Source organism: Geminicoccus sp., assembly GCF_035556675.1.
In the GTDB taxonomy this organism is placed as follows: Bacteria; Pseudomonadota; Alphaproteobacteria; order Geminicoccales; family Geminicoccaceae; genus Geminicoccus.
This window is the reverse complement of the sequence record NZ_DATMFZ010000083.1, coordinates 1-18,273: the sequence shown is the minus strand read 5'-3', so window position 1 is coordinate 18,273 and position 18,273 is coordinate 1. Positions and strand designations below refer to the sequence as shown.

16 protein-coding genes are annotated in these 18,273 nt (G+C 68.0%); 12 read left to right on the top strand and 4 right to left on the bottom strand.

Annotated elements, in window-relative coordinates; translation table 11 throughout:
* Positions 1-32 precede the first annotated feature (32 nt).
* A complete protein-coding gene (locus VNS22_RS06560; protein ID WP_325730804.1) occupies positions 33-1,571 on the bottom strand; it encodes a trimethylamine methyltransferase family protein in 1,539 nt (512 codons plus the stop codon).
* Between the two features lie 137 nt (positions 1,572-1,708).
* Between VNS22_RS06560 and tatA the strand changes: the two genes are divergently transcribed.
* The 11 genes from tatA (at position 1,709) to VNS22_RS06505 (ending at position 14,714) form a co-directional block, all read left to right on the top strand.
* Positions 1,709-1,939, top strand: a complete 231-nt coding sequence (tatA, locus tag VNS22_RS06555) for a twin-arginine translocase TatA/TatE family subunit (protein ID WP_325730802.1) — start codon at positions 1,709-1,711, stop codon at positions 1,937-1,939.
* Between the two features lie 116 nt (positions 1,940-2,055).
* Positions 2,056-3,084, top strand: a complete 1,029-nt coding sequence (locus VNS22_RS06550) for an ABC transporter substrate-binding protein (RefSeq protein WP_325730800.1) — start codon at positions 2,056-2,058, stop codon at positions 3,082-3,084.
* Between the two features lie 7 nt (positions 3,085-3,091).
* The gene (locus tag VNS22_RS06545) at positions 3,092-5,284 is read left to right on the top strand and encodes an iron ABC transporter permease (protein WP_325730798.1); all 2,193 of its coding nucleotides are present in this window, start codon (positions 3,092-3,094) and stop codon (positions 5,282-5,284) included.
* Complete coding sequence (locus tag VNS22_RS06540; RefSeq protein WP_325730796.1) at positions 5,281-6,336, top strand: ABC transporter ATP-binding protein; 1,056 nt, start codon at positions 5,281-5,283, stop codon at positions 6,334-6,336. The genes VNS22_RS06545 and VNS22_RS06540 overlap by 4 nt, the downstream gene beginning before the upstream one ends.
* A gap of 156 nt (positions 6,337-6,492) precedes the next feature.
* Positions 6,493-7,257 (top strand): class II aldolase/adducin family protein, encoded by a 765-nt coding sequence (locus VNS22_RS06535; protein ID WP_325730794.1) that lies wholly within the window; start codon positions 6,493-6,495, stop codon positions 7,255-7,257.
* 38 nt (positions 7,258-7,295) lie between these two features.
* Positions 7,296-8,879, top strand: coding sequence for an ABC transporter substrate-binding protein (locus VNS22_RS06530; RefSeq protein WP_325730792.1), 1,584 nt, complete (start codon positions 7,296-7,298; stop codon positions 8,877-8,879).
* A gap of 74 nt (positions 8,880-8,953) precedes the next feature.
* The gene (locus VNS22_RS06525) at positions 8,954-10,537 is read left to right on the top strand and encodes an ABC transporter substrate-binding protein (protein ID WP_325730790.1); all 1,584 of its coding nucleotides are present in this window, start codon (positions 8,954-8,956) and stop codon (positions 10,535-10,537) included.
* Positions 10,530-11,486, top strand: coding sequence for an ABC transporter permease (locus VNS22_RS06520; RefSeq protein WP_325730789.1), 957 nt, complete (start codon positions 10,530-10,532; stop codon positions 11,484-11,486). The genes VNS22_RS06525 and VNS22_RS06520 overlap by 8 nt, the downstream gene beginning before the upstream one ends.
* A complete protein-coding gene (locus VNS22_RS06515; RefSeq protein ID WP_325730788.1) occupies positions 11,483-12,316 on the top strand; it encodes an ABC transporter permease in 834 nt (277 codons plus the stop codon). Before VNS22_RS06520 ends, VNS22_RS06515 begins: the two co-directional genes overlap by 4 nt.
* A gap of 4 nt (positions 12,317-12,320) precedes the next feature.
* Complete coding sequence (locus VNS22_RS06510) at positions 12,321-13,916, top strand: ABC transporter ATP-binding protein (RefSeq protein WP_325730786.1); 1,596 nt, start codon at positions 12,321-12,323, stop codon at positions 13,914-13,916.
* Between the two features lie 264 nt (positions 13,917-14,180).
* Positions 14,181-14,714, top strand: a complete 534-nt coding sequence (locus VNS22_RS06505) for a hypothetical protein (RefSeq protein ID WP_325730784.1) — start codon at positions 14,181-14,183, stop codon at positions 14,712-14,714.
* Positions 14,715-14,753: 39 nt separating this feature from the next.
* On the opposite strand, the gene VNS22_RS06500 is transcribed toward VNS22_RS06505, so the two are convergent.
* Positions 14,754-15,551: an OBAP family protein gene (locus VNS22_RS06500; protein WP_325730783.1), complete on the bottom strand. Its 798-nt coding sequence runs from the start codon at positions 15,549-15,551 to the stop codon at positions 14,754-14,756.
* Positions 15,552-16,314: 763 nt separating this feature from the next.
* On the opposite strand from VNS22_RS06500, the gene VNS22_RS06495 reads away from it, so the two are divergent.
* A complete protein-coding gene (locus VNS22_RS06495; RefSeq protein ID WP_325730781.1) occupies positions 16,315-17,403 on the top strand; it encodes a BMP family ABC transporter substrate-binding protein in 1,089 nt (362 codons plus the stop codon).
* A 39-nt stretch (positions 17,404-17,442) separates the two neighbouring features.
* Here VNS22_RS06495 and VNS22_RS06490 read toward each other — a convergent pair whose 3' ends face one another.
* Together VNS22_RS06490 and VNS22_RS06485 are read right to left on the bottom strand one after the other, a co-directional pair.
* Positions 17,443-17,865, bottom strand: a complete 423-nt coding sequence (locus VNS22_RS06490) for a YciI family protein (RefSeq protein ID WP_325730779.1) — start codon at positions 17,863-17,865, stop codon at positions 17,443-17,445.
* A gap of 66 nt (positions 17,866-17,931) precedes the next feature.
* Positions 17,932-18,273 (bottom strand): VOC family protein (locus VNS22_RS06485; RefSeq protein WP_325730777.1); only part of this gene is annotated, 342 nt, incomplete at its 5' end.

The following is an 18,273-nucleotide window of genomic DNA, read 5'->3' as shown; positions in this document are numbered from 1 at the left end:
TCTAGCGGGTTTGCCGAAGCGCCGGCAGGGCTTCAGGCCGGGCGCAGCACGCCCTGGGCGATCTCGGCCTTGCGGCGCTGAACGAACTCGTCGAGCGCCTCGGCGATTGCCTGGTCCAGGGGCGGCGGCTCGAAGCCGGCCAAGCGCTCCTGCCAGATCCGGGTGGCACGCGCCGCCGCGTCGGGTGCACCGGCCGCACTCCACTGCTGGAAGTTGCGCCAGTCGGACAGGATCGGCAGGTAGAAGGCGCGCTGGTAGCGGGCCATGGTGGTTTCCGTGCCGAAGAAATGGCCGCCCGCCGGGGTCTCCAGGATGGCGGCCAGTGCCGCCTCGACATCCTCTTCCTCCACGCCCGCGGCGATCTCGGCGATGCCCTGGACCAGCTCGCAGTCCAGCACGATCTTCTCGAACGAGGCGACCAGCCCGCCCTCCATCCAACCGACCGCATGGTAGACCATGTTGGCCCCGCCCATGACCGCGGCGAACAGGGAGAATAGCGATTCGTAGGCCGCCTGCGCGTCGAGCGCCACCGAGGCCGAGGCATTGGAGGCTCGGTAGGGCAGGCCGACATGGCGAGCGAGCTGGCCGGCGATCAGCGTTGCCTTGACGTTCTCCGGCGTGCCGAACGCCGGGGCACCGCTCTTCAGGTCGACATTGGAGGTGAAGGCGCCATAGGCCATGGGTGCGCCCTTGCGGGTGAGCTGGACCAGGGTGAGCCCCGCCAGAGCCTCGGCATGCTGCTGGATCAGCGCCGCGGTCAGGCTGACCGGCGCCATCGCCCCCATCAGGGTGAAGGGTGTCACCACCACCGGATGGGCCAGCTCGGCCATCGCCATCAGCCCGTCGCACATCGGCCCGTCGAAGCGCCTGGGGCTGTTGGCGTTGACGACCGTGCTGCAGCCGGGTGCCGTCATCGCCTCGTCCAGGCTGAGCCCCCGGGCAATCGCTGCCATCGCCACCGAATCCCTGGCCCGTTCCGCGCCGATGGCGCTGCAGCCCCAGGGCTTGTCGCCCTCCTGGATGTTGGCGAGACAGGCGTCCAGGTGCCGGCTCTCGGCCGGCAGCTCGGTGGGCGGTACCGGCTGGTTGCCCAGATAGTTGACGATCGAAAAGCTCTGGGCGAGCCGCACCAGCAGCCGGTAGTCGGCGAGGTTGCCGGGTCGGCGCCCGTGGACCCGGTCCTCCACGGTGGGCGGGCCGGAGACCAGGCCGAACGCCACCGCGTTCTCGCCGATCACCAGGTTCCGCGCAGGATTGCGTCCATGCAGACGGTAACTGGAAGGGGCCGACGCCAGGGCGTCCATGACCAGCTCGCGCGGGATGCGCACCACCGCACTGGCCTCGTCGACCGTGGCGCGTGCCGCCCGCCAGCGGCTGCGCGCGGCCGGGCTCAGGAACTCGATCCCGGCATCCTCAAGCAGCCGCAGCGCCGCCTCGTGCACGGCGGCGACCCGATCGGCAGGCCAGGGCTCGATCGGCGGCAGGATACGGCGGAGCTGGCTGGCCGTGCCGGCGGCCACGTGCTCCTGGCGCGGCTCCCTGGTGCGTCCCCGGCGTCCTGTCCGTTCCATCGCCCCGCTCCTTGCAAGGATGCCGAACCGTCGGCCCGACCCTAGCGCGACTTCGGCAGCGGCGAACAGGATCAGTCTTGGCTCTGCCTCCGGCCCGGCCATATAGGAGGGCAGCCATAGAGCGGGGAGTGTGGGCCTTGAGCCTGGGTATCTGGGAAATGCTGGTGCTGCTGGTGATCGTCGTGCTGATCTTCGGCGCCGGCAAGCTGCCCAAGGTGGCGGGTGACGTTGCCCAGGGGATCAAGGCGTTCAAGCGCAACATGAAGGACGAGGACGAGCCGGTGGCCCCGGCCCAGCCGCCGGCCAAGGATCCGGCGCTGCTCACCGCCGAGAAGGTCGCCGCCGACCGGGACCGGCCGCAGGTTTGAATGCCTAGGCTGGTGTGCTCCGGCTTGACGGAAACGGCTCGTCACGAAACTGTCATGCCCAGCATTGGAACGTGACGGGCCGGCCGGCAGAACCGGGCCCGCGGGAGGCTCGGGAAATGCGTAGCGCGTTGTTGACCGCCAGCTGTGCCGCAGCGCTGATCGGCGCCTGGACGTTGCCGGCCGGCGCTGCCGGCAGGCTCACCCTCTACTGCGTCGTCGACGAGGCCTGGTGCCAGCTCATGACGACGGAGTTCGAGAAGGAGACCGGGATCTCCGTGGCGATGACCCGCAAGAGCTCCGGCGAGACCTATGCGCAGGTCAAGAGCGAGGCGGACAATCCCAAGGGCGACGTGTGGTGGGGCGGCACCGGTGATCCGCATCTCCAGGCCGCCGAGGAGGGGCTGACCGAGGTCTATGAATCCCCGGCCAACGCCGACCTGCAGGATTGGGCGCTCGCCCAGTACCAGGCATCGGGCGGGCGGACCGTCGGCATCTATGCCGGTGCGCTGGGCTTTGGCTACAACACCGAGCTGCTCGCCCAGAAGGGCCTGGAAGCCCCCAAGTGCTGGGCCGACCTGATCAAGCCCGAGTTCAAGGGCGAGATCCAGATGGCCAACCCGAACAGCTCGGGCACGGCCTATACGGCACTCGCCACCTTCGTGCAGCTGATGGGCGAGGAGGAGGGCTTCGACTATCTCAAGGCCCTGCATGCCAACATCAACCAGTACACCAAGTCCGGCTCCGCGCCGATCAAGGCGGCAGCGCAAGGCGAGACCATGGTCGGCATCGTGTTCCAGCACGACGCGGTGACCATGAAGGCCACGGGCGCGCCGATCGAGGTGGTCAGCCCCTGCGAAGGCACCGGCTACGAGATCGGCTCGATGAGCATCATCGCCGGTGCCCGCAACATCGAGGAGGCGGAGCAGTTCTACGACTTCGCGCTCCGGCCGGACGTGCAGGAGAAGGCCCGCCTGGCGAAGTCCTACCAGGTTCCGTCCAACAAGAATGCCGAGCCGCCCCCGGAGAGCCCGAAGCTGTCCGAGATCAAGCTGATCGACTACGACTTCGCCAAGTATGGCAGCTCAGAGGAGCGGGCCCGTCTCCTCAAGCGGTGGGACGACGAAGTCTCGTCACTGCCCCGCTGACGAATCCATGCAGCCGCACCACGACCGACCCCTCGTCGCCTGGCTTCTGGTTGGCTGGTGCGGCTTCGTCCTGCTGCCCTGGTATGCCCAGGACGACGGCTTCTTCTCGTTCGCCTGGCTGAATGCCGGGCTGTTCACCGACCGGGACTATGCGTCGGGCCTGGCCCAGGGGCTGTGGCTCGGCCGGGTCTGGCTCCTGCCGCTGCTCGTCCCGCTGCTCCTGCCGCTGCTGGCGCTGCGGCAGGGGATGGACCCGGCACGCCGCGCCAATCTCCTGGTGCTGGCAGGTTTGCTCGGGATCGCTTGGCTCGCGATCCAGGGGCTCGCGGTCAACCATCGCGGCCCGGCCGCCTGGCTGGCGCCGTTCGTCCCGGACCGCTCCCGCCAGTACGGGATGGGGGCAGGGGCGGTGCTGGTGGCATTGTCCTTCCTGTTCACCCTGACCAACGGGCTGGCGGGGCGCGGTCTGGTCAAGGGCGACCGGTTCGTCGCCGGTTCGATCGGCTTGGTGGTCGCCGTCGTCGGCCTGTTCGTGTTCGTGCCGGTCGGCATGATCCTGGCCCGGGCCTTCGTGCCGGACCAGTTCGCCGACCAGTTCTTCGACGCCCGGATCTGGGGGCTGGCCTGCACCTATTCGACCGTGCGCTGCGGGGTCGCCTGGAACTCGCTGCTGCTGGCGGTCCTGACCGGCCTGTCCACGACGCTACTGGGCCTAGCCTTCGCCCTGATCGCGACCCGCACGCCGTTCCCGTTCAAGCGCTCGCTCCGGGTGCTGACGGTGCTGCCGATCATCACCCCGCCCTTCGTGATCGGCCTCGCCATCATCCTGCTGTTCGGCCGCAACGGCACGGTGACCCAGTTCGTGGCCACCATGTTCGGCATCGAGCCCGGGCGCTGGATCTATGGCCTGCCCGGCGTCTGGTTCGCCCAGACGCTGGCCTTCACCCCCATCGCCTTCCTGGTGCTGATCGGTGTGGTCGAGGGGGTGAGCCCGTCCATGGAGGAGGCTGCGCAGACGCTGCGCGCCGATGGCTGGACCACGTTCAAGACGGTGTCGCTGCCGCTGATGCGCCCGGGCCTGGCCAATGCCTTCCTGCTCGGGTTCATCGAGAGCCTGGCCGATTTCGGCAACCCCTTGGTGCTCAGCGGCGACTTCGACGTGCTCGCCACCGAGATCTTCTTCGCCATGGTGGGCGCCCAGCACGAGCCGTCGCGCGCCGCGCTGATGGCGCTGATCCTCTTGGCCTTCACGCTCCTGGCCTTCTGGGCGCAGCAGCGCTGGCTGGGCCGGCGCAACTACACGACCGTCACCGGCAAGGGCGATTCCGGCGTCCCGCTCCAGCTGGTCCCGGGCCTGCGCTACACCCTCTACGCGGTGACGATCCCGTGGGCGGTGCTCACCATTGCGCTCTACGCGCTGATCCTGGTGGGTGGGCTGGTCGAGTTCTGGGGGCGCGACTACACGCCGACCCTGCGCCACATGATCGCCGCCTTCGGCGTCACGACGGGCGAGCACGGCATCGTCTGGTCCGGCACCGCCTGGAACAGTTTCTCCACCACGATTGCCATCGCCCTGACCGCGGCGGTGCCGACGGCCGCCATCGGCCTGCTCACCGCCTGGCTGCTGGTGCGCCAGGAGTTCGGCTTCAAGCGGGCCTTCGAATTCGGCACCATGCTGAGCTTCGCCATTCCCGGCACGGTGATTGGCATCGCCTACATCCTGGCGTTCAACGTGCCGCCCATCGAGATCACCGGCACCGGCATCATCCTGGTGATCTCGTTCGTGTTCCGGAACATGCCGGTGGGCGTGCGCGCCGGAATCGCGTCGATGAGCCAGCTCGACAAGAGCCTGGACGAGGCGTCCCTGACGCTGCGCGCGTCCAGCTTCACCACCATGCGCCGGATCGTCCTGCCGCTGCTCCGCCCGGCCATCCTAGCGGCACTGGTCTACAGCTTCGTGCGCGCCATGACCGCGATCAGTGCCGTCGTGTTCCTGGTTTCCGCCAATTACGAGATGGCCACCACCTACATCCTGGGCCGGGTCGAGAACGGCGAGTACGGCATCGCCGTGGCCTACAGCTCGGTCCTGATCCTGGTCATGCTGGTGGTGATCGGCATCTTCCAGCTTCTGGTCGGCCAGCGGCGGCTCGGCCGCCGCAGCGCCGTGCCGGTGGCAGCACCCGTGGGAGCAGCTTCGTGAGCGTCGCCAGCGTCCGGTTCGAGAACGTCACCAAGGCCTACGGCAAGGTGGTCGCCGTGCGCGACGTCAGCTTCGCGGTCGAGGCCGGCACGCTGGTGACCCTCCTGGGCCCGTCGGGTTGCGGCAAGACCACGACGCTGCGCATGATCGCCGGCCTGGAGCTGGCCACCGGCGGGCGGATCTTCATCGAGGACCAGGATGTCACCCACCTGCCGGCGACCGCCCGGGACGTCGCCATGGTGTTCCAGTCCTACGCCCTGTTCCCGCACATGACCGTACTGGAGAATGTCGGCTACGGCCTGTCGGTGACGCGGCGGCCCAAGGCTGAGGTGCGCGAGCGTGCCGAGGCGGCGCTCGCCACGGTGGGCCTCGCCGGCTATGGCGAGCGCCTGCCGGCCGAGCTTTCCGGCGGCCAGCAGCAGCGGGTCGCGGTGGCGCGTGCCATCGTGCTGGAGCCCCAGGTGCTCCTGTTCGACGAGCCCCTGTCCAATCTCGACACCAAGCTGCGCCGCAAGGTTCGCGAGGAGTTGCGCGACCTGCAGCAGCGCCTGGGCATCACCTCGATTTATGTCACCCATGACCAGGAGGAGGCCCTGGCCGTCTCCGACCGGATCATCGTCATGAACCAGGCGGTAATCGCCCAGGCCGGCACGCCGCGCGAACTGTACGAGGAACCTGCCTCGCGCTTCGTCGCCGACTTCATCGGCGATGCCAACCTCCTGGCCGCGGAGATCGCCCGGATCGATGGGGGCCGCGCCACGGTCCGGGTCGGGAGCTCGACGCTGGAGTTGCCGGGCCGCGCCCTGCCGCCGGGTGCCGCCACCCTTGCGGTGCGCCCGCACGCGATCCGGGTCCATCCGGAGCCGGTCGAGGCGGCCAACCGGATGAGCGTCAGCCACGCGATCTATCTGGGCAGCCATCTGGAATACGAGCTGGACGGCCCGGTCGGGCATCTGTTCGCGACGGTGCCGGCCGGAGGGACGATGATCCCCCAGGGTGCCGAGGCCTGGGTGACCTTCGACGAACGCTCCGTGGCGTTGGTGCCGGGCTGAGCGGCGGCTGGCGGGTGGACAGCCCGGTCCGATCATCAAGCTTGGCTTGTAGGCCGACAATGTCGCCTTGACGATGGCGCCTGTCCGCATCGCAATTGATCGGGCGTTCAAAACCCGTAAGGTCACTAGAAATGATCCAGCGAGGAGGAGACGCCGGTGCCGGCCGAAAACCGCAAGGTCGCGCAGCTCGGTGACGCGGCGGACGTCCGCAGGCACCGGATCGAGCTGGCCGCAGCCCTCCGGCTCGCCGCGAAGTTCGGCTTCAACGAGGCGATCGACAATCATTTCAGCTTCGCGCTGGACGACGACCGCTTCCTGATCAACGGCTACGGCAAGCACTGGTCGATGCTGACCGCTGCCGACGTGCTGCTGATCGATGGTGACGGCAATGTCCTGGACGGGGAGGGCGTGGTCGAGGCGACCGCCTTCCACATCCACCGCGCCGTGCACCGCCGCTACGCCCATGCCCGGGCGGTGATGCACACCCACATGCCCTACACGACCGCGATCGCCTGCTGCGAGGGCGGTCGGCTCCTGCCGATCAGCCAGACCTACTGCCTGTTCCACGACCGGATCGGCTACGACGAGAACTATAACGGCATGGGCAACCATGCCCAGGAAGGCGACCGGATCGCTTCGGTCATGGCCGGCCGGCCAGTGGCCCTGCTCGCCAGCCACGGGCCGATCGTGACCGGCACCTCCATCGGCCAGGCCTTCTCCTGGCTCTATTATTTGGAGCGGGCCGCCGAACTGCAGGTCCTGGCGGAAGGCCGCAACCAGAAGTTGAAGCTCCTGTCCGACGAGGTCGTCCAGGTGACCCAGGCCGCCTGGGACGGCGACGTCGGCCACCACGACCGGCATTTCGCCGCCCTGATGGCGATGCTGGACAAGGAGCAGCCGGAGTATCGCGAACTGCGCTAACCGCCCGCCAACCATAGTGCGCCCCCGGGGAGAATGAGATGAGCCGCTTCGACAGCTATGACCGCCTTCTCCGCCAGGGTGCGCTCGACCGGCGGGGCTTCGGCAGGCTCGCCGCGATGCTGGGGGCCGGCGCTTCGCTGGGTGCCCTGTTGCCCAGCATGGCACGGGCGCAGGAGGAGCCGAAGAAGGGCGGGGATCTCGCCATCGGCATCACTGGCGGGGCCACCACCGACACGCTGAACCCGCTGCCCTCGACCTCCTCGCTCCATGCCGCCACCAACTTCATGTGGGGCAACTGCCTGGTCGAGTACGGCTCCGATGGCTCGGCCGTGCCGGAACTGGCCGAGAGCTGGGAGCCGTCGTCGGACGCGAAGACCTGGAAGTTCAACATCCGCAAGGGTGTCACCTTTCACGACGGCAAGGAACTGACCGCCGAGGACGTGGTCTGGTCGCTCAACCTGCACCGGGGCGAGAACACCGAATCGGGTGCTGCCGGCTACATGACCTCCGTCACCGACCTGAAGGCGGACGGCAGCCACGCAGTGATCATCACGCTCGATTCCGGCAATGCCGACCTGCCTTATCTGCTGACCGACTATCACCTGCTGATCATGCCCAAGGATTCGGAGCTGACCGCAGGCATCGGCACCGGCCCCTACAAGATCACGGAATATGATCCGGGGGTGCGGGTCTTCGGCGAGCTCAACGAGAACTATTTCAAGCCCGGGCGCGGCAACTGCGCCACCGTGGAGCTGGTGGCCATCAACGATCCGGCAGCGCGCACCGCAGCATTGCAGACCGGCCAGATCAACGTGATGGAGCGGGTCGACCCGAAGACGGTGGAACTGCTCAGCCGCGCTCCCGGCGTCGCCATCCATCGCGCCGCCGGCGGCGGCCATTATCCCTTGCTGATGCGCTGCGACACGGCACCCTTCGACAATGTCGATTTCCGCCTGGGTCTGAAATACGCGGCCGACCGTGCGGACATCGTCGACAAGGTGCTGCGTGGCCTGGGCAAGGTCGGCAACGACCACCCGATCCCGTCCGGCGATCCCTTCTTCGCCAAGAACCTGGAGCAGCGGGTCTACGACCCGGACAAGGCGAAGTTCCACATGAAGAAGGCCGGCTATGGCGGCGAGGCGATCCCGCTCTCGACCTCGGACGCCGCCTTCTCCGGCGCGGTCGACACGGCGGTCCTCTACCAGCAGCACGCGGCCAAGGCCGGCATCACCATCGACGTGATCCGCGAGCCCTCGGACGGCTACTGGAACGATGTCTGGATGAAGAAGCCGTTTTCCGTATCCTACTGGGGCGGGCGGCCCACCGCCGACCTGATGCTGACGGTGGCCTACAAGTCGGACGCGGCCTGGAACGACACGTTCTGGCGCCGCCCGGACTTCGACAAGATCCTGCTGGAGGCCCGTGCCGAGCTCGACCCGGCCAAGCGCACCGAGATGTATGCCGAGCTCCAGTCGATGATCCGCGACGATGGCGGCGCGCTCATCCCGATGTTCAATGACTTCGTGGATGCCGCCACGGAGCAGGTGAAGAATTTCGAACTGAGCCCGCAATACGGTCTTGCCGGCATGCGGGCACCCGAGCGCGTCTGGATGGAAGGCTGACCTGCCGCCGGGGACAGTCCATTACTGAGAATGAATATCGCGCCGCCGGGCGCTCGGATGAGGGGGAAACGAGAATGAGTGCCTTCAGCGGGTATGACCGGGCTTTGCGGCGGGGCGGGCTGGACCGGCGCGGCTTCGGCAAGCTTACGGCGATGCTGGGGGCCGGTGCCGCCATCGGTGCCATGCTGCCCGGCATGGCGCGTGCGCAGGGCGAGCCGAAGAAGGGCGGCACGGTCGCGATCGGTGCCACCGGCGGGGCCACCACCGATACGCTGAACCCGCTGCTGGCGACCGCCTCGATCCACCAGCTCACCAGCTTCATGTGGGGCAACTGCCTGGTCGAGTACGGCACGGACGGCTCGGCCGTGCCGGAGCTGGCCGAGAGCTGGGAGCCGTCGCCGGACGCGAAGACCTGGCGCTTCAACCTGCGCAAGGGCGTCACTTTCCACGACGGCAAGGAGCTGGATGCCGAGGACGTCATCTGGACCCTGAACCAGAGCCGCGGCGAGGACAGCCAGTCCGGTGCCGCTGGCATCATGACCCAGGTGAAGGACCTCCGGGCCGACGGCAAGCACGTGGTCGTGGTGGAACTCGAGGAGGGCAACGCGGACCTGCCCTATCTCATGACCGACTACCACCTCGTCATCATGCAGAAGGATTCCGACCCGGCGTCCGGCATCGGCACCGGTGGCTACAAGATCACCGAGTTCGACCCGGGCGTGCGGATCTTCGGCGAGCGCAACGAGAACTATTTCAAGACCGGCCGCGCCAACCTCGACAGCGTGGAGATCGTCGGCATCGCCGATCCGGCCGCGCGCACGGCCGCCCTGCAGACCGGGCAGATCCAGATCATGGAGCGGGTCGACCCGAAGACGGTCGACCTGCTGAGCAAGATGCCCGGCGTCACCATCCACCGCGCTGCCGGCGGCGGCCATTATTCCATGGTGATGCGCTGCGACACGGCCCCGTTCGACAACAACGACTTTCGGCTGGGGCTGAAATACGCCGCCAACCGCGAGGACATCCTGGCCAAGATCCTGCGGGGCCTGGGCCGGGTCGGCAACGACCAGCCGATCCCGGTGACCGATCCCTTCTTCGCCACCGACCTGCCGCAGCGGACCTATGATCCGGACAAGGCGAAGTTCCACATGAAGAAGGCCGGCTATGGCGGCGAGAAGATCCCGTTCTCGACCTCCGATGCGCCGTTCGCCGGGGCGGTGGATGCAGCCGTCCTCTACCAGCAGCACGCGGCCGCGGCCGGCATCAACATCGACGTCATCCGCGAGCCGGCCGATGGCTACTGGAACGATGTCTGGATGAAGAAGCCGTTCTGCTTCACCTTCTGGGGCGGGCGGCCCACCGCCGATATGATGATGAGCATCGCCTACCATTCGAAGGCGGCATGGAACGAGTCCTACTGGTTCCGGCCGGAATTCGACAAGTTGCTGGTCCAGGCCCGCGCCGAGCTCGACCGGCCAAAGCGTGCGCAGATGTATGCCGAGCTCCAGCGGATGATCAACGAGGATGGCGGCGAGCTCATCCCGATGTTCAACGACTTCGTCGATGCCACCACCGCCGGGGTGCAGAATTTCGAGCTGACCCCGCAGCTCGGCCTGTGCGGCATGCGGGCACCCGAGCGCGTCTGGCTCGATGGCTGATCTCTGGCGCCTGATCGGCAAGCGGCTGCTCCTGGGCCTCCTCACCCTGTTCGCGGTCTCGGTGCTGGTGTTCATCGGCACCGAGCTCCTGCCGGGCGACCTGGCCGAGGTGATCCTGGGACAGAGCGCTACCCCGGAAGCGGTGGCGGCGATTCGCGCCAAGCTGAACCTGGGCGACCCGGCGATCGTCCGTTATTGGCGCTGGTTCAGCGGCGTGCTGGTGGGCGACTTCGGCAATTCACTGGCCTCCGGCCGGCCGATCGTCACCGTCCTCTTGCCGCGGCTGCAGGCCACCCTGTTCCTGGCCGCGACCGCCGCGGTGATCGCGGTGCCGCTGGCGATCGGGCTGGGCCTGCTCTCGGCCCTTTGGCGCGACCGGACCTTCGACAAGACCACCTCCGCCGCCACGCTGGCCGCGATCTCCATGCCGGAATTCTTCATCGGCTACCTGCTGGTCTATGTCTTCGCCGTGCAGCTCGGCTGGTTCCCGGCGATCTCGCGCATCTCGCCCAGCGCCGGCTTCGGCCAGAAGCTCTGGGCGATCGCCTTGCCGGCCCTCACGCTCACGCTGGTGACGACCGGCCACATGATGCGCATGACCCGGGCGGCGGTCGTGCAGGTACTCTCTGCCCCGTATATCGAGATGGCCGAGCTGAAGGGCACGCCGCGCCGCGCGATCATCTTCCGCCACGCTTTGCCCAACGCGATCGGCCCGATCGCCAATGTCGTGGTGCTGAACCTGGCCTTCCTGGTGGTCGGCGTGATCCTGGTCGAGGTGGTGTTCGTCTACCCCGGCATGGGCCAGCTCATGGTGGATGCCGTGTCCAAGCGCGACATCCCGCTGATCCAGGCCTGCGCCATCGTGTTCGCGATCACCTATGTCGGGCTGAACATGCTGGCGGACATCGTCTCGATCCTGGCCAACCCGCGCCTGCGGCATCCGCGATGAGCGTCGCGCTGCTGCTGCGGCGGATGCCGTGGATCACCCGGCTGGGTCTCCTGCTGGTGTTCCTGTTCGCCTTCCTGGCGGCATTCGGCCCTTGGCTGGCGCCCTATCCGGAGGCCGAGCCGGTGGCCGATGTCTGGCAGCCGATCGGGACTGTGGGCTTTCCGCTCGGCACCGACACGCTGGGTCGCGACATGCTGAGCCGGCTGCTCTACGGCGCCCAGCGCTCGATCGGCCTGGCGCTGGTGATCACGGTCCTGTCCTTCACCGTGGGCTCCGTCTGCGGCTTTCTGGCAGCCATCGCCGGCGGCTGGGCCGACCAGGCGGCCTCGCGGGTCGTCGACGTGTTCATGTCGTTCCCGGCCCTGATCCTCGCACTACTGGTGCTCTCGGTGATGGGCAGTTCCCTGCCGGTGCTGGTGCTGACCCTGGCCTTCATCGACGGGACCAGGGTGTTCCGCCTGGCCCGAGCGGTGGCGGTCGACCTGAACGTCATGGAGTTCGTCGAGGCGGCCAAGCTGCGCGGCGAGGGGATCTGGTGGATCGCACGCAAGGAGATCCTGCCCAATGCCCTGCCCATGCTGCTCGCTGAGTTCGGCGTGCGCTTCTGCTTCTCCTTCCTGCTCATCAGCGCGCTCTCCTTCCTGGGCCTGGGCATCCAGCCGCCGGCCGCCGACTGGGGCGGGATGGTGAAGGACAACGCCCAGGCGATCGCCTTCGGCCTGCCGGCACCGCTCCTGCCGGCCGGCTGCATCGCGCTGCTCACCATCTCGGTGAACCTCGTGGTCGACTTCCTGCTCGACCAGGCCTCCCGCCGCTCTCGCCGGGGCTGACGCCATGCTGCTGCAGATCGAGGATCTCCGGATCGATGGCACCGATGTCGACGGCAACAGCGTCGAGATCGTCAAGGGCGTGTCCCTGGAGGTGGACCGCGGCCAGGTGCTGGGCCTGATCGGCGAATCCGGTGCCGGCAAGTCCACCATCGGTCTGGCGGCTCTGGGCTATGTCCGCCCCGGCTGCCACTTCGCCGGCGGCAGCGTCCGGCTGGACGGGCAGGAACTGGTGGGCGCGCCGGTCGGGCAGCTGCTCGACATCCGTGGCCGCCGGGTCGCCTATGTCGCCCAGAGCGCGGCTGCCGCCTTCAACCCCGCGCACCGGCTGCTCGACCAGATCTGCGAGGTCCATCGCCGCCATGGCCTGGGCCCACGTGCCGAAGCGGAGCGGTTCGCGGTCGAGCTGTTCGGCAAGCTGGGCCTGCCGGACCCGGAGCGCTTCGGCCAGCGCTACCCGCACCAGGTCTCGGGTGGTCAGCTCCAGCGCGCCATGACCGTGATGGCGCTGATCACCCGGCCCGACCTCGTGGTATTCGACGAGCCGACCACCGCGCTGGACGTCACCACCCAGATCGAGGTGCTGGCGGCGATGCGCCGTGCGATCCGCGAGCAGGGCGCCGCCGCCCTCTACGTGACCCACGACCTGGCCGTGGTGGCACAGATGGCCGACCGGATCCTCGTGCTGCGCCATGGTGCTGCGGTGGAACTGGGCGAGACCCGGCAGATCCTGGAGCAGCCTCGACAGGACTATACCAGGGCGCTGGTGAGCGTGCGCCGCGGCGCGCACGAGCGCCACGGTGGCCATGAGCGGTCGGTGGTGCTGGCGGTGGACCGGGTCGATGCCGCCTATGGCGCGCAGCAGGTCCTGTTCGACGTGTCGCTGCGGGTCGAGCGCGCCGCGACCGTGGCGGTGGTCGGCGAGAGCGGCAGCGGCAAGAGCACGCTCGCCCGGGTGATCACCGGCCTCCTGCCGCCACGCAGCGGCCAGGTCCGCTTCGGCGGCGAGGTGCTGAGCAACGATCTGGCCGGCCGGAGCAAGGACCATCGCCGCCGGCTGCAGCTCATCTACCAGATGCCGGACGTCGCGGTGAATCCGCGCCAGACCGTGCGGGAGATCATCGGCCGGCCGCTCGCCTTCTATCTCGGCATGCACGGCGATGCGCTGCGCCGCCGGGTCAAGGAACTGCTGGCCCGGATCGAGCTGCCCGCCCATTTTGCCGACCGGTTCCCAGGTGAACTGTCGGGCGGGCAGAAGCAGCGCATCTGCATCGCCCGCGCACTCGCGGCCGAGCCCGAGCTGATCATCTGCGACGAGGTCACCTCCGCCCTGGACCCGCTGGTCGCGGACGAGATCCTGAACCTGCTCCTGCGCCTGCAGGAGGAAAGCGGCCTCTCCTATCTGTTCATCACCCATGACCTGGCGACGGTGCGGGCGATCGCGCATGAGGTCGTGGTGATGCAGCGGGGCAGGGTGGTCGACAGCGGCGGGAAGGACCAGGTGATGGCGCCGCCCTTCCACGACTATACCGGCAAGCTGATCCGCTCGGTCCCGGAGATGCGTACCGACTGGCTGGACGAGGTCCTGGCCGGCCGGGTGTGAGGCGACCCGCGTTTTCCGGGTGATCTGGAGCACAGACGCCCGGCACAAATCGCTGCAAGAAGATCCTGCTGCACCCCGATATGCCATCGCGCCTGCGAGACCAGGGCGGCGACCGGCGGCCGGAGCAATCGCTCCGTTGCCGACGGTCGTGCTCCGGGCCGCCGTCGCGCGCGCCGCCAGCCCTTGGCCGGCGGCCGGCCAGAACCGGCGCAGCCCGGCCGACCGACGGTCGGCACGGCCCCCGCGACAGGAAAGGAACCCGTCATGAAGCGCCTCGGTCTTGGTCTGCTCGCCCTGATGGTCGGACTGGTACTGTCTGCAGCCGCACCGCCCGCGGCACAGGCGGAGACCATCGCCATCTCGGCCATGGGCTTTGGCACCCATTGTCCCTGCCCGGCGCCCGGCGGCTATCTGGAGGAGGAGCAGGCCGGTACGCTCAAGACGATCATGCCCAACTCGCGCTTCTTCGCGCCCGTATCGTTTCCGAGCGGCGTGAAGGTGTGCCGGCTGAGCCTGGTCTATCGTGACGTCAATGCCAGCGACGCCATCGAGGCACGGCTCGTGCGCAAGACCTATGCGAGCGGCAGCAACCCGTTCAGCGCTCCGGTGGTCATGGCCAAGGTCACCAGCGCGTCCGGGGTGGTCGATGCCGTGCGGATCGCCTCGTCGACCTCGATCAGCCAAGCGACCATCAACAACAGCAACTCCTTCTACTATGTCCTGGTGACCTCGGTGACCTTCAACCTCGACTTTCTCGGGGTGAAGATCGAGACCAAGCCGACCGCTCAGGCCTGCTAGACTGCCTATCTGGCACCTGCCCGGCGCGCGCTCCGCCGCTCAGCCGGGCAGGTTCTGGACCGGCTTCTGGCCGAGCTCCAGCTGCACGGTCTGGCCGCCCTGCCAGGCATCGGCGCCGGGCCGGACCGGCGGGGCGTCCTTTGCCATCTCTTCACGGCCGGCCCTGGTTTCCGCCGTGCTGATCTCCAGTGCCCGGTCGCGCGCCTCGACCATCTCCCTGCGGAGCTGGCCGTCCGCCGTGAAGGCCATCATGAGCTGCGGAATGCCCAGCGGCAGTTCGGAATCGCGATCGATCTGCCAGGTGTGCCAGGTCTTGCCATAGGTCGTGACCAGCTTGGCGATGGCCATGTTCTCAACCGTTTCCGGGATGCTCGGCATCACCAGCGTGCCCGAGAGCGTCTCGTGGCGATGGCTGTGCCAGAGGCGCTTCTCCTCCTCCGGCAGGGTCAGGAACACGCGCTCGCTGACGATGTACTCGATGCCGATCAGACGGGCACCGGAGCGGTTGCCGTCATAGATCAGGCACTGAATGAAGTCTTCCGTGACGTGCGTGCAGTAGTGATGCGCCTCGATCTGCCGGCCCAGGTCGTCGGCATAGAAATGGAACCCGTTCAGGTACATGTCGATGTCGTTCACCGGCCCCTTGCTCTGCAGGAGGTCGGCGCCGGTGGCTAGCATGCCGGTGCCGGGCGTCACCTCCTCCCCGGTCACCGGCTGGCCCTCCGCTGCGGGCTGCATCGCGTGGGAGCGGCCGCAGGCGCAGGCGACGAAGGCGGCAGCGGTTCCGGCCACGGAGGCCAGGCGGCGGCGGCCGAAACGTGGCATCGACCAGTTCATGAGCGGCATCCAGGAAGTTGGGCCATGTCCCCGCAACCGCCGCACCGGCCGGAGGTTGCGCCGTTCCGGTCGGACCGGCTCGGGCCGCGTCAGCCCGCTGCCCAGATGTTGGCGATGGCAAAGCCCGGCCCGCAGCGTGCCCACCGCCCAGACCTCGAAGTCGGGCTAGGCGTCGGAACAGGCCGCCACCACGTTGGTCTGGGGAGCGTCGAGTGCATCCATGGCCGCCTGTCTGGCGGGTCCAGGGCCGGTGCTCATGCGCGGCTCCTGTCGTTCTCTGGAGACACTGATACCCGGGCGGTCGTCTTCTCGAGCGTCTGGATGGTGGTGTTCCTTTAGGTGCTGGTAGGATGGTTTCGTCCAGACAAGGAGGCCTCATGTCCTTCTCCTTGCCTTCCTTCCTGCGGCCCTACTTCTGCAAGCATGCCTGGAGGGATGCTTCCCGCTGGCGCAACAACGAGTTCATCCCTGCCGTCAGGTGCACCACCTGCGGCCGGAAGAGGTTCGGCAAGCGACCCCGGGCCTGCGCCAGGAATGGCTCGGCAGGCTCCGGCGAATGGTGCTGGGACGATTTCAGCGGCGACAGTGGCGGAGGTGGAGACTAGCTGTAGGTCCGGGCGATGCCCCAGGCTTCACCATCGCGGCTGGCGGGGGCGTGGACGAAGCATCATCGTACGAGGTTGACCGCCTGCCAATTCCGTTGTGACGTCGCCGCAGGGGTGGGATGGGGCCTGCGTATCGCCGGGCCGCAATGGAGTGCAGCATGATCGATCGTCGAACGTTGGTGGGCGGCGGGCTGGCCGCGCCGTTTCTTCTCGGTGGCCTGAAGGGTGCCCGCGCCCAGGACGGGGGGCCGCTCAAGATCGCCTTCATGTATGTGGGTCCGATCGGCGACCTCGGCTGGTCCTACCAGCACGACCAGGGCCGCCTCGCCGTCGAGCGGGAGTTCGGCGACAAGGTGCAGACCTCCTATGTGGAGAGCGTGCCGGAAGGGGCCGATGCCGAGCGGGTGCTGCGCCAGATGGCCCAGGCCGGCAACAAGCTGATCTTCGCCACCAGCTTCGGCTTCATGCAGGCGGTGATCAACGTCGCCAAGCAGTTCCCCGACACGATCTTCGAGCACGCGACCGGCTTCCAGACCGCGAAGAACGTCGGCATCTACAATGCCCGCTTCTACGAGGGCCGCTACGTGTCGGGCCATCTGGCCGGGCGGATGAGTCAGAAGAAGACCATCGGCTATATCGGCTCGTTCCCGATCCCCGAGAACATCATGGGCATCAACGCCTTCACGCTGGGCGCCCAGCGGGTGATCCCGGACGTCACCACCAAGGTGGTCTGGGTCAACAGCTGGTACGACCCGGGCAAGGAGGCCGAGGCCGCCAACGCGCTGATGGACCAGGGCTGTGACTTCATCGTTCAGCACACGGACAGCCCGGCACCGGTGCAGGCGGCCGAGAAGCGTGGCGTATGGTGCATCGGCCAAGCCTCCGACATGGGCCGGTTCGGCCCGGAGCGCTGCCTGACCTCGGTGGTCGACGACTGGGCGTCCTACTACATCAAGACCGCTCAGCGCGTCATGGATGGCTCCTGGCAGTCGGAAGACTACTGGGGCGGGCTCGCCGAGGAATCGGTGGTGCTGACCCCTTGGAACAAGGCGGTGCCGGCCGACGTCCAGGCGGAACTCGACCAGCTGGTCAGCGAGATCAAGAACAAGACCACGCATCCCTTCCAGGGCGAGGTCAAGAACCAGGCCGGCGAGGTGGTGGTCCCGGAAGGCACCGTGATCAGCGACGCCGACCTCCTGAAGATGATGTATTTCGTCCAGGGCGTGGACAGCACGCTGCCCGGCTGATCCGGAACCGGACGGGCGCCAGCTGGCGCCCGTCCCAGCTCATCGGCCGGCCTGGGCTGCTGCCTGCATCTCGGTGAAGCCCGCTGCCGCCGCTTGCACGTCCGCGGGAAAGTCTTCCATTTCCTGGATCTGGCGGATCTCGATCACCTCGTTCTCCCCGGCCGGACAGCGCTTGGCCCAGGCGATCGCCTCGTCCTTGGACGGGACCTCGATCATCCAGTAGCCGCCCAGCGTCTCGCTGCTGGCGATGTCCGGCCCGTCGATCACCGCGGGGCTGCCGCCGGCGAAGGTGACGCGTGCGCCGGCGGACGGCGGGTGCAGCCCCTCCAGGCCGCGCAGGATGCCGGCCTCCTGCAGTTCGGCGTTGTAGCGCATCATCGCCGCCACGGCGTCCGCGCTCGGCATCTCACCGGGCTGGGCGGTCTCGTAGCCCTTCGGGATCATCAGCATCATGAAGCGCATGGCATGTCTCCAGGCAAGGCCAGCCCGGCAGGCCCGATATGTGCTGGCAGGTGAAGGGAGCCCCGGTCAGTCGACCGGGTCGGCGACCACCATCCAGTTGACCCCGAACCGGTCGGCGACCATGCCGAACCCGGCGGAGAAGAAGGTCGGGGTGAGCGGCATCTGCACGCTCCCGCCTTCGCCGAGTGCCGCGAACACACGCTCGGCCTCGGCGACGTTCGGCATCTGGAGCGAGAGCGACACGCCCGTGAAGCTGGTAGTGCCGGTGCCGCAGCCATCGGAGGCCATGATCCGGGTGTCGCCCACGATCAGGCTGGCATGCATGACCTTCTCGGCGAGCTCGGCCGCGTCGACGCCGGGCGGTGGCGGTTCGGGGCTTTCCTTGAAACGCATCAGCATCTCGACCTT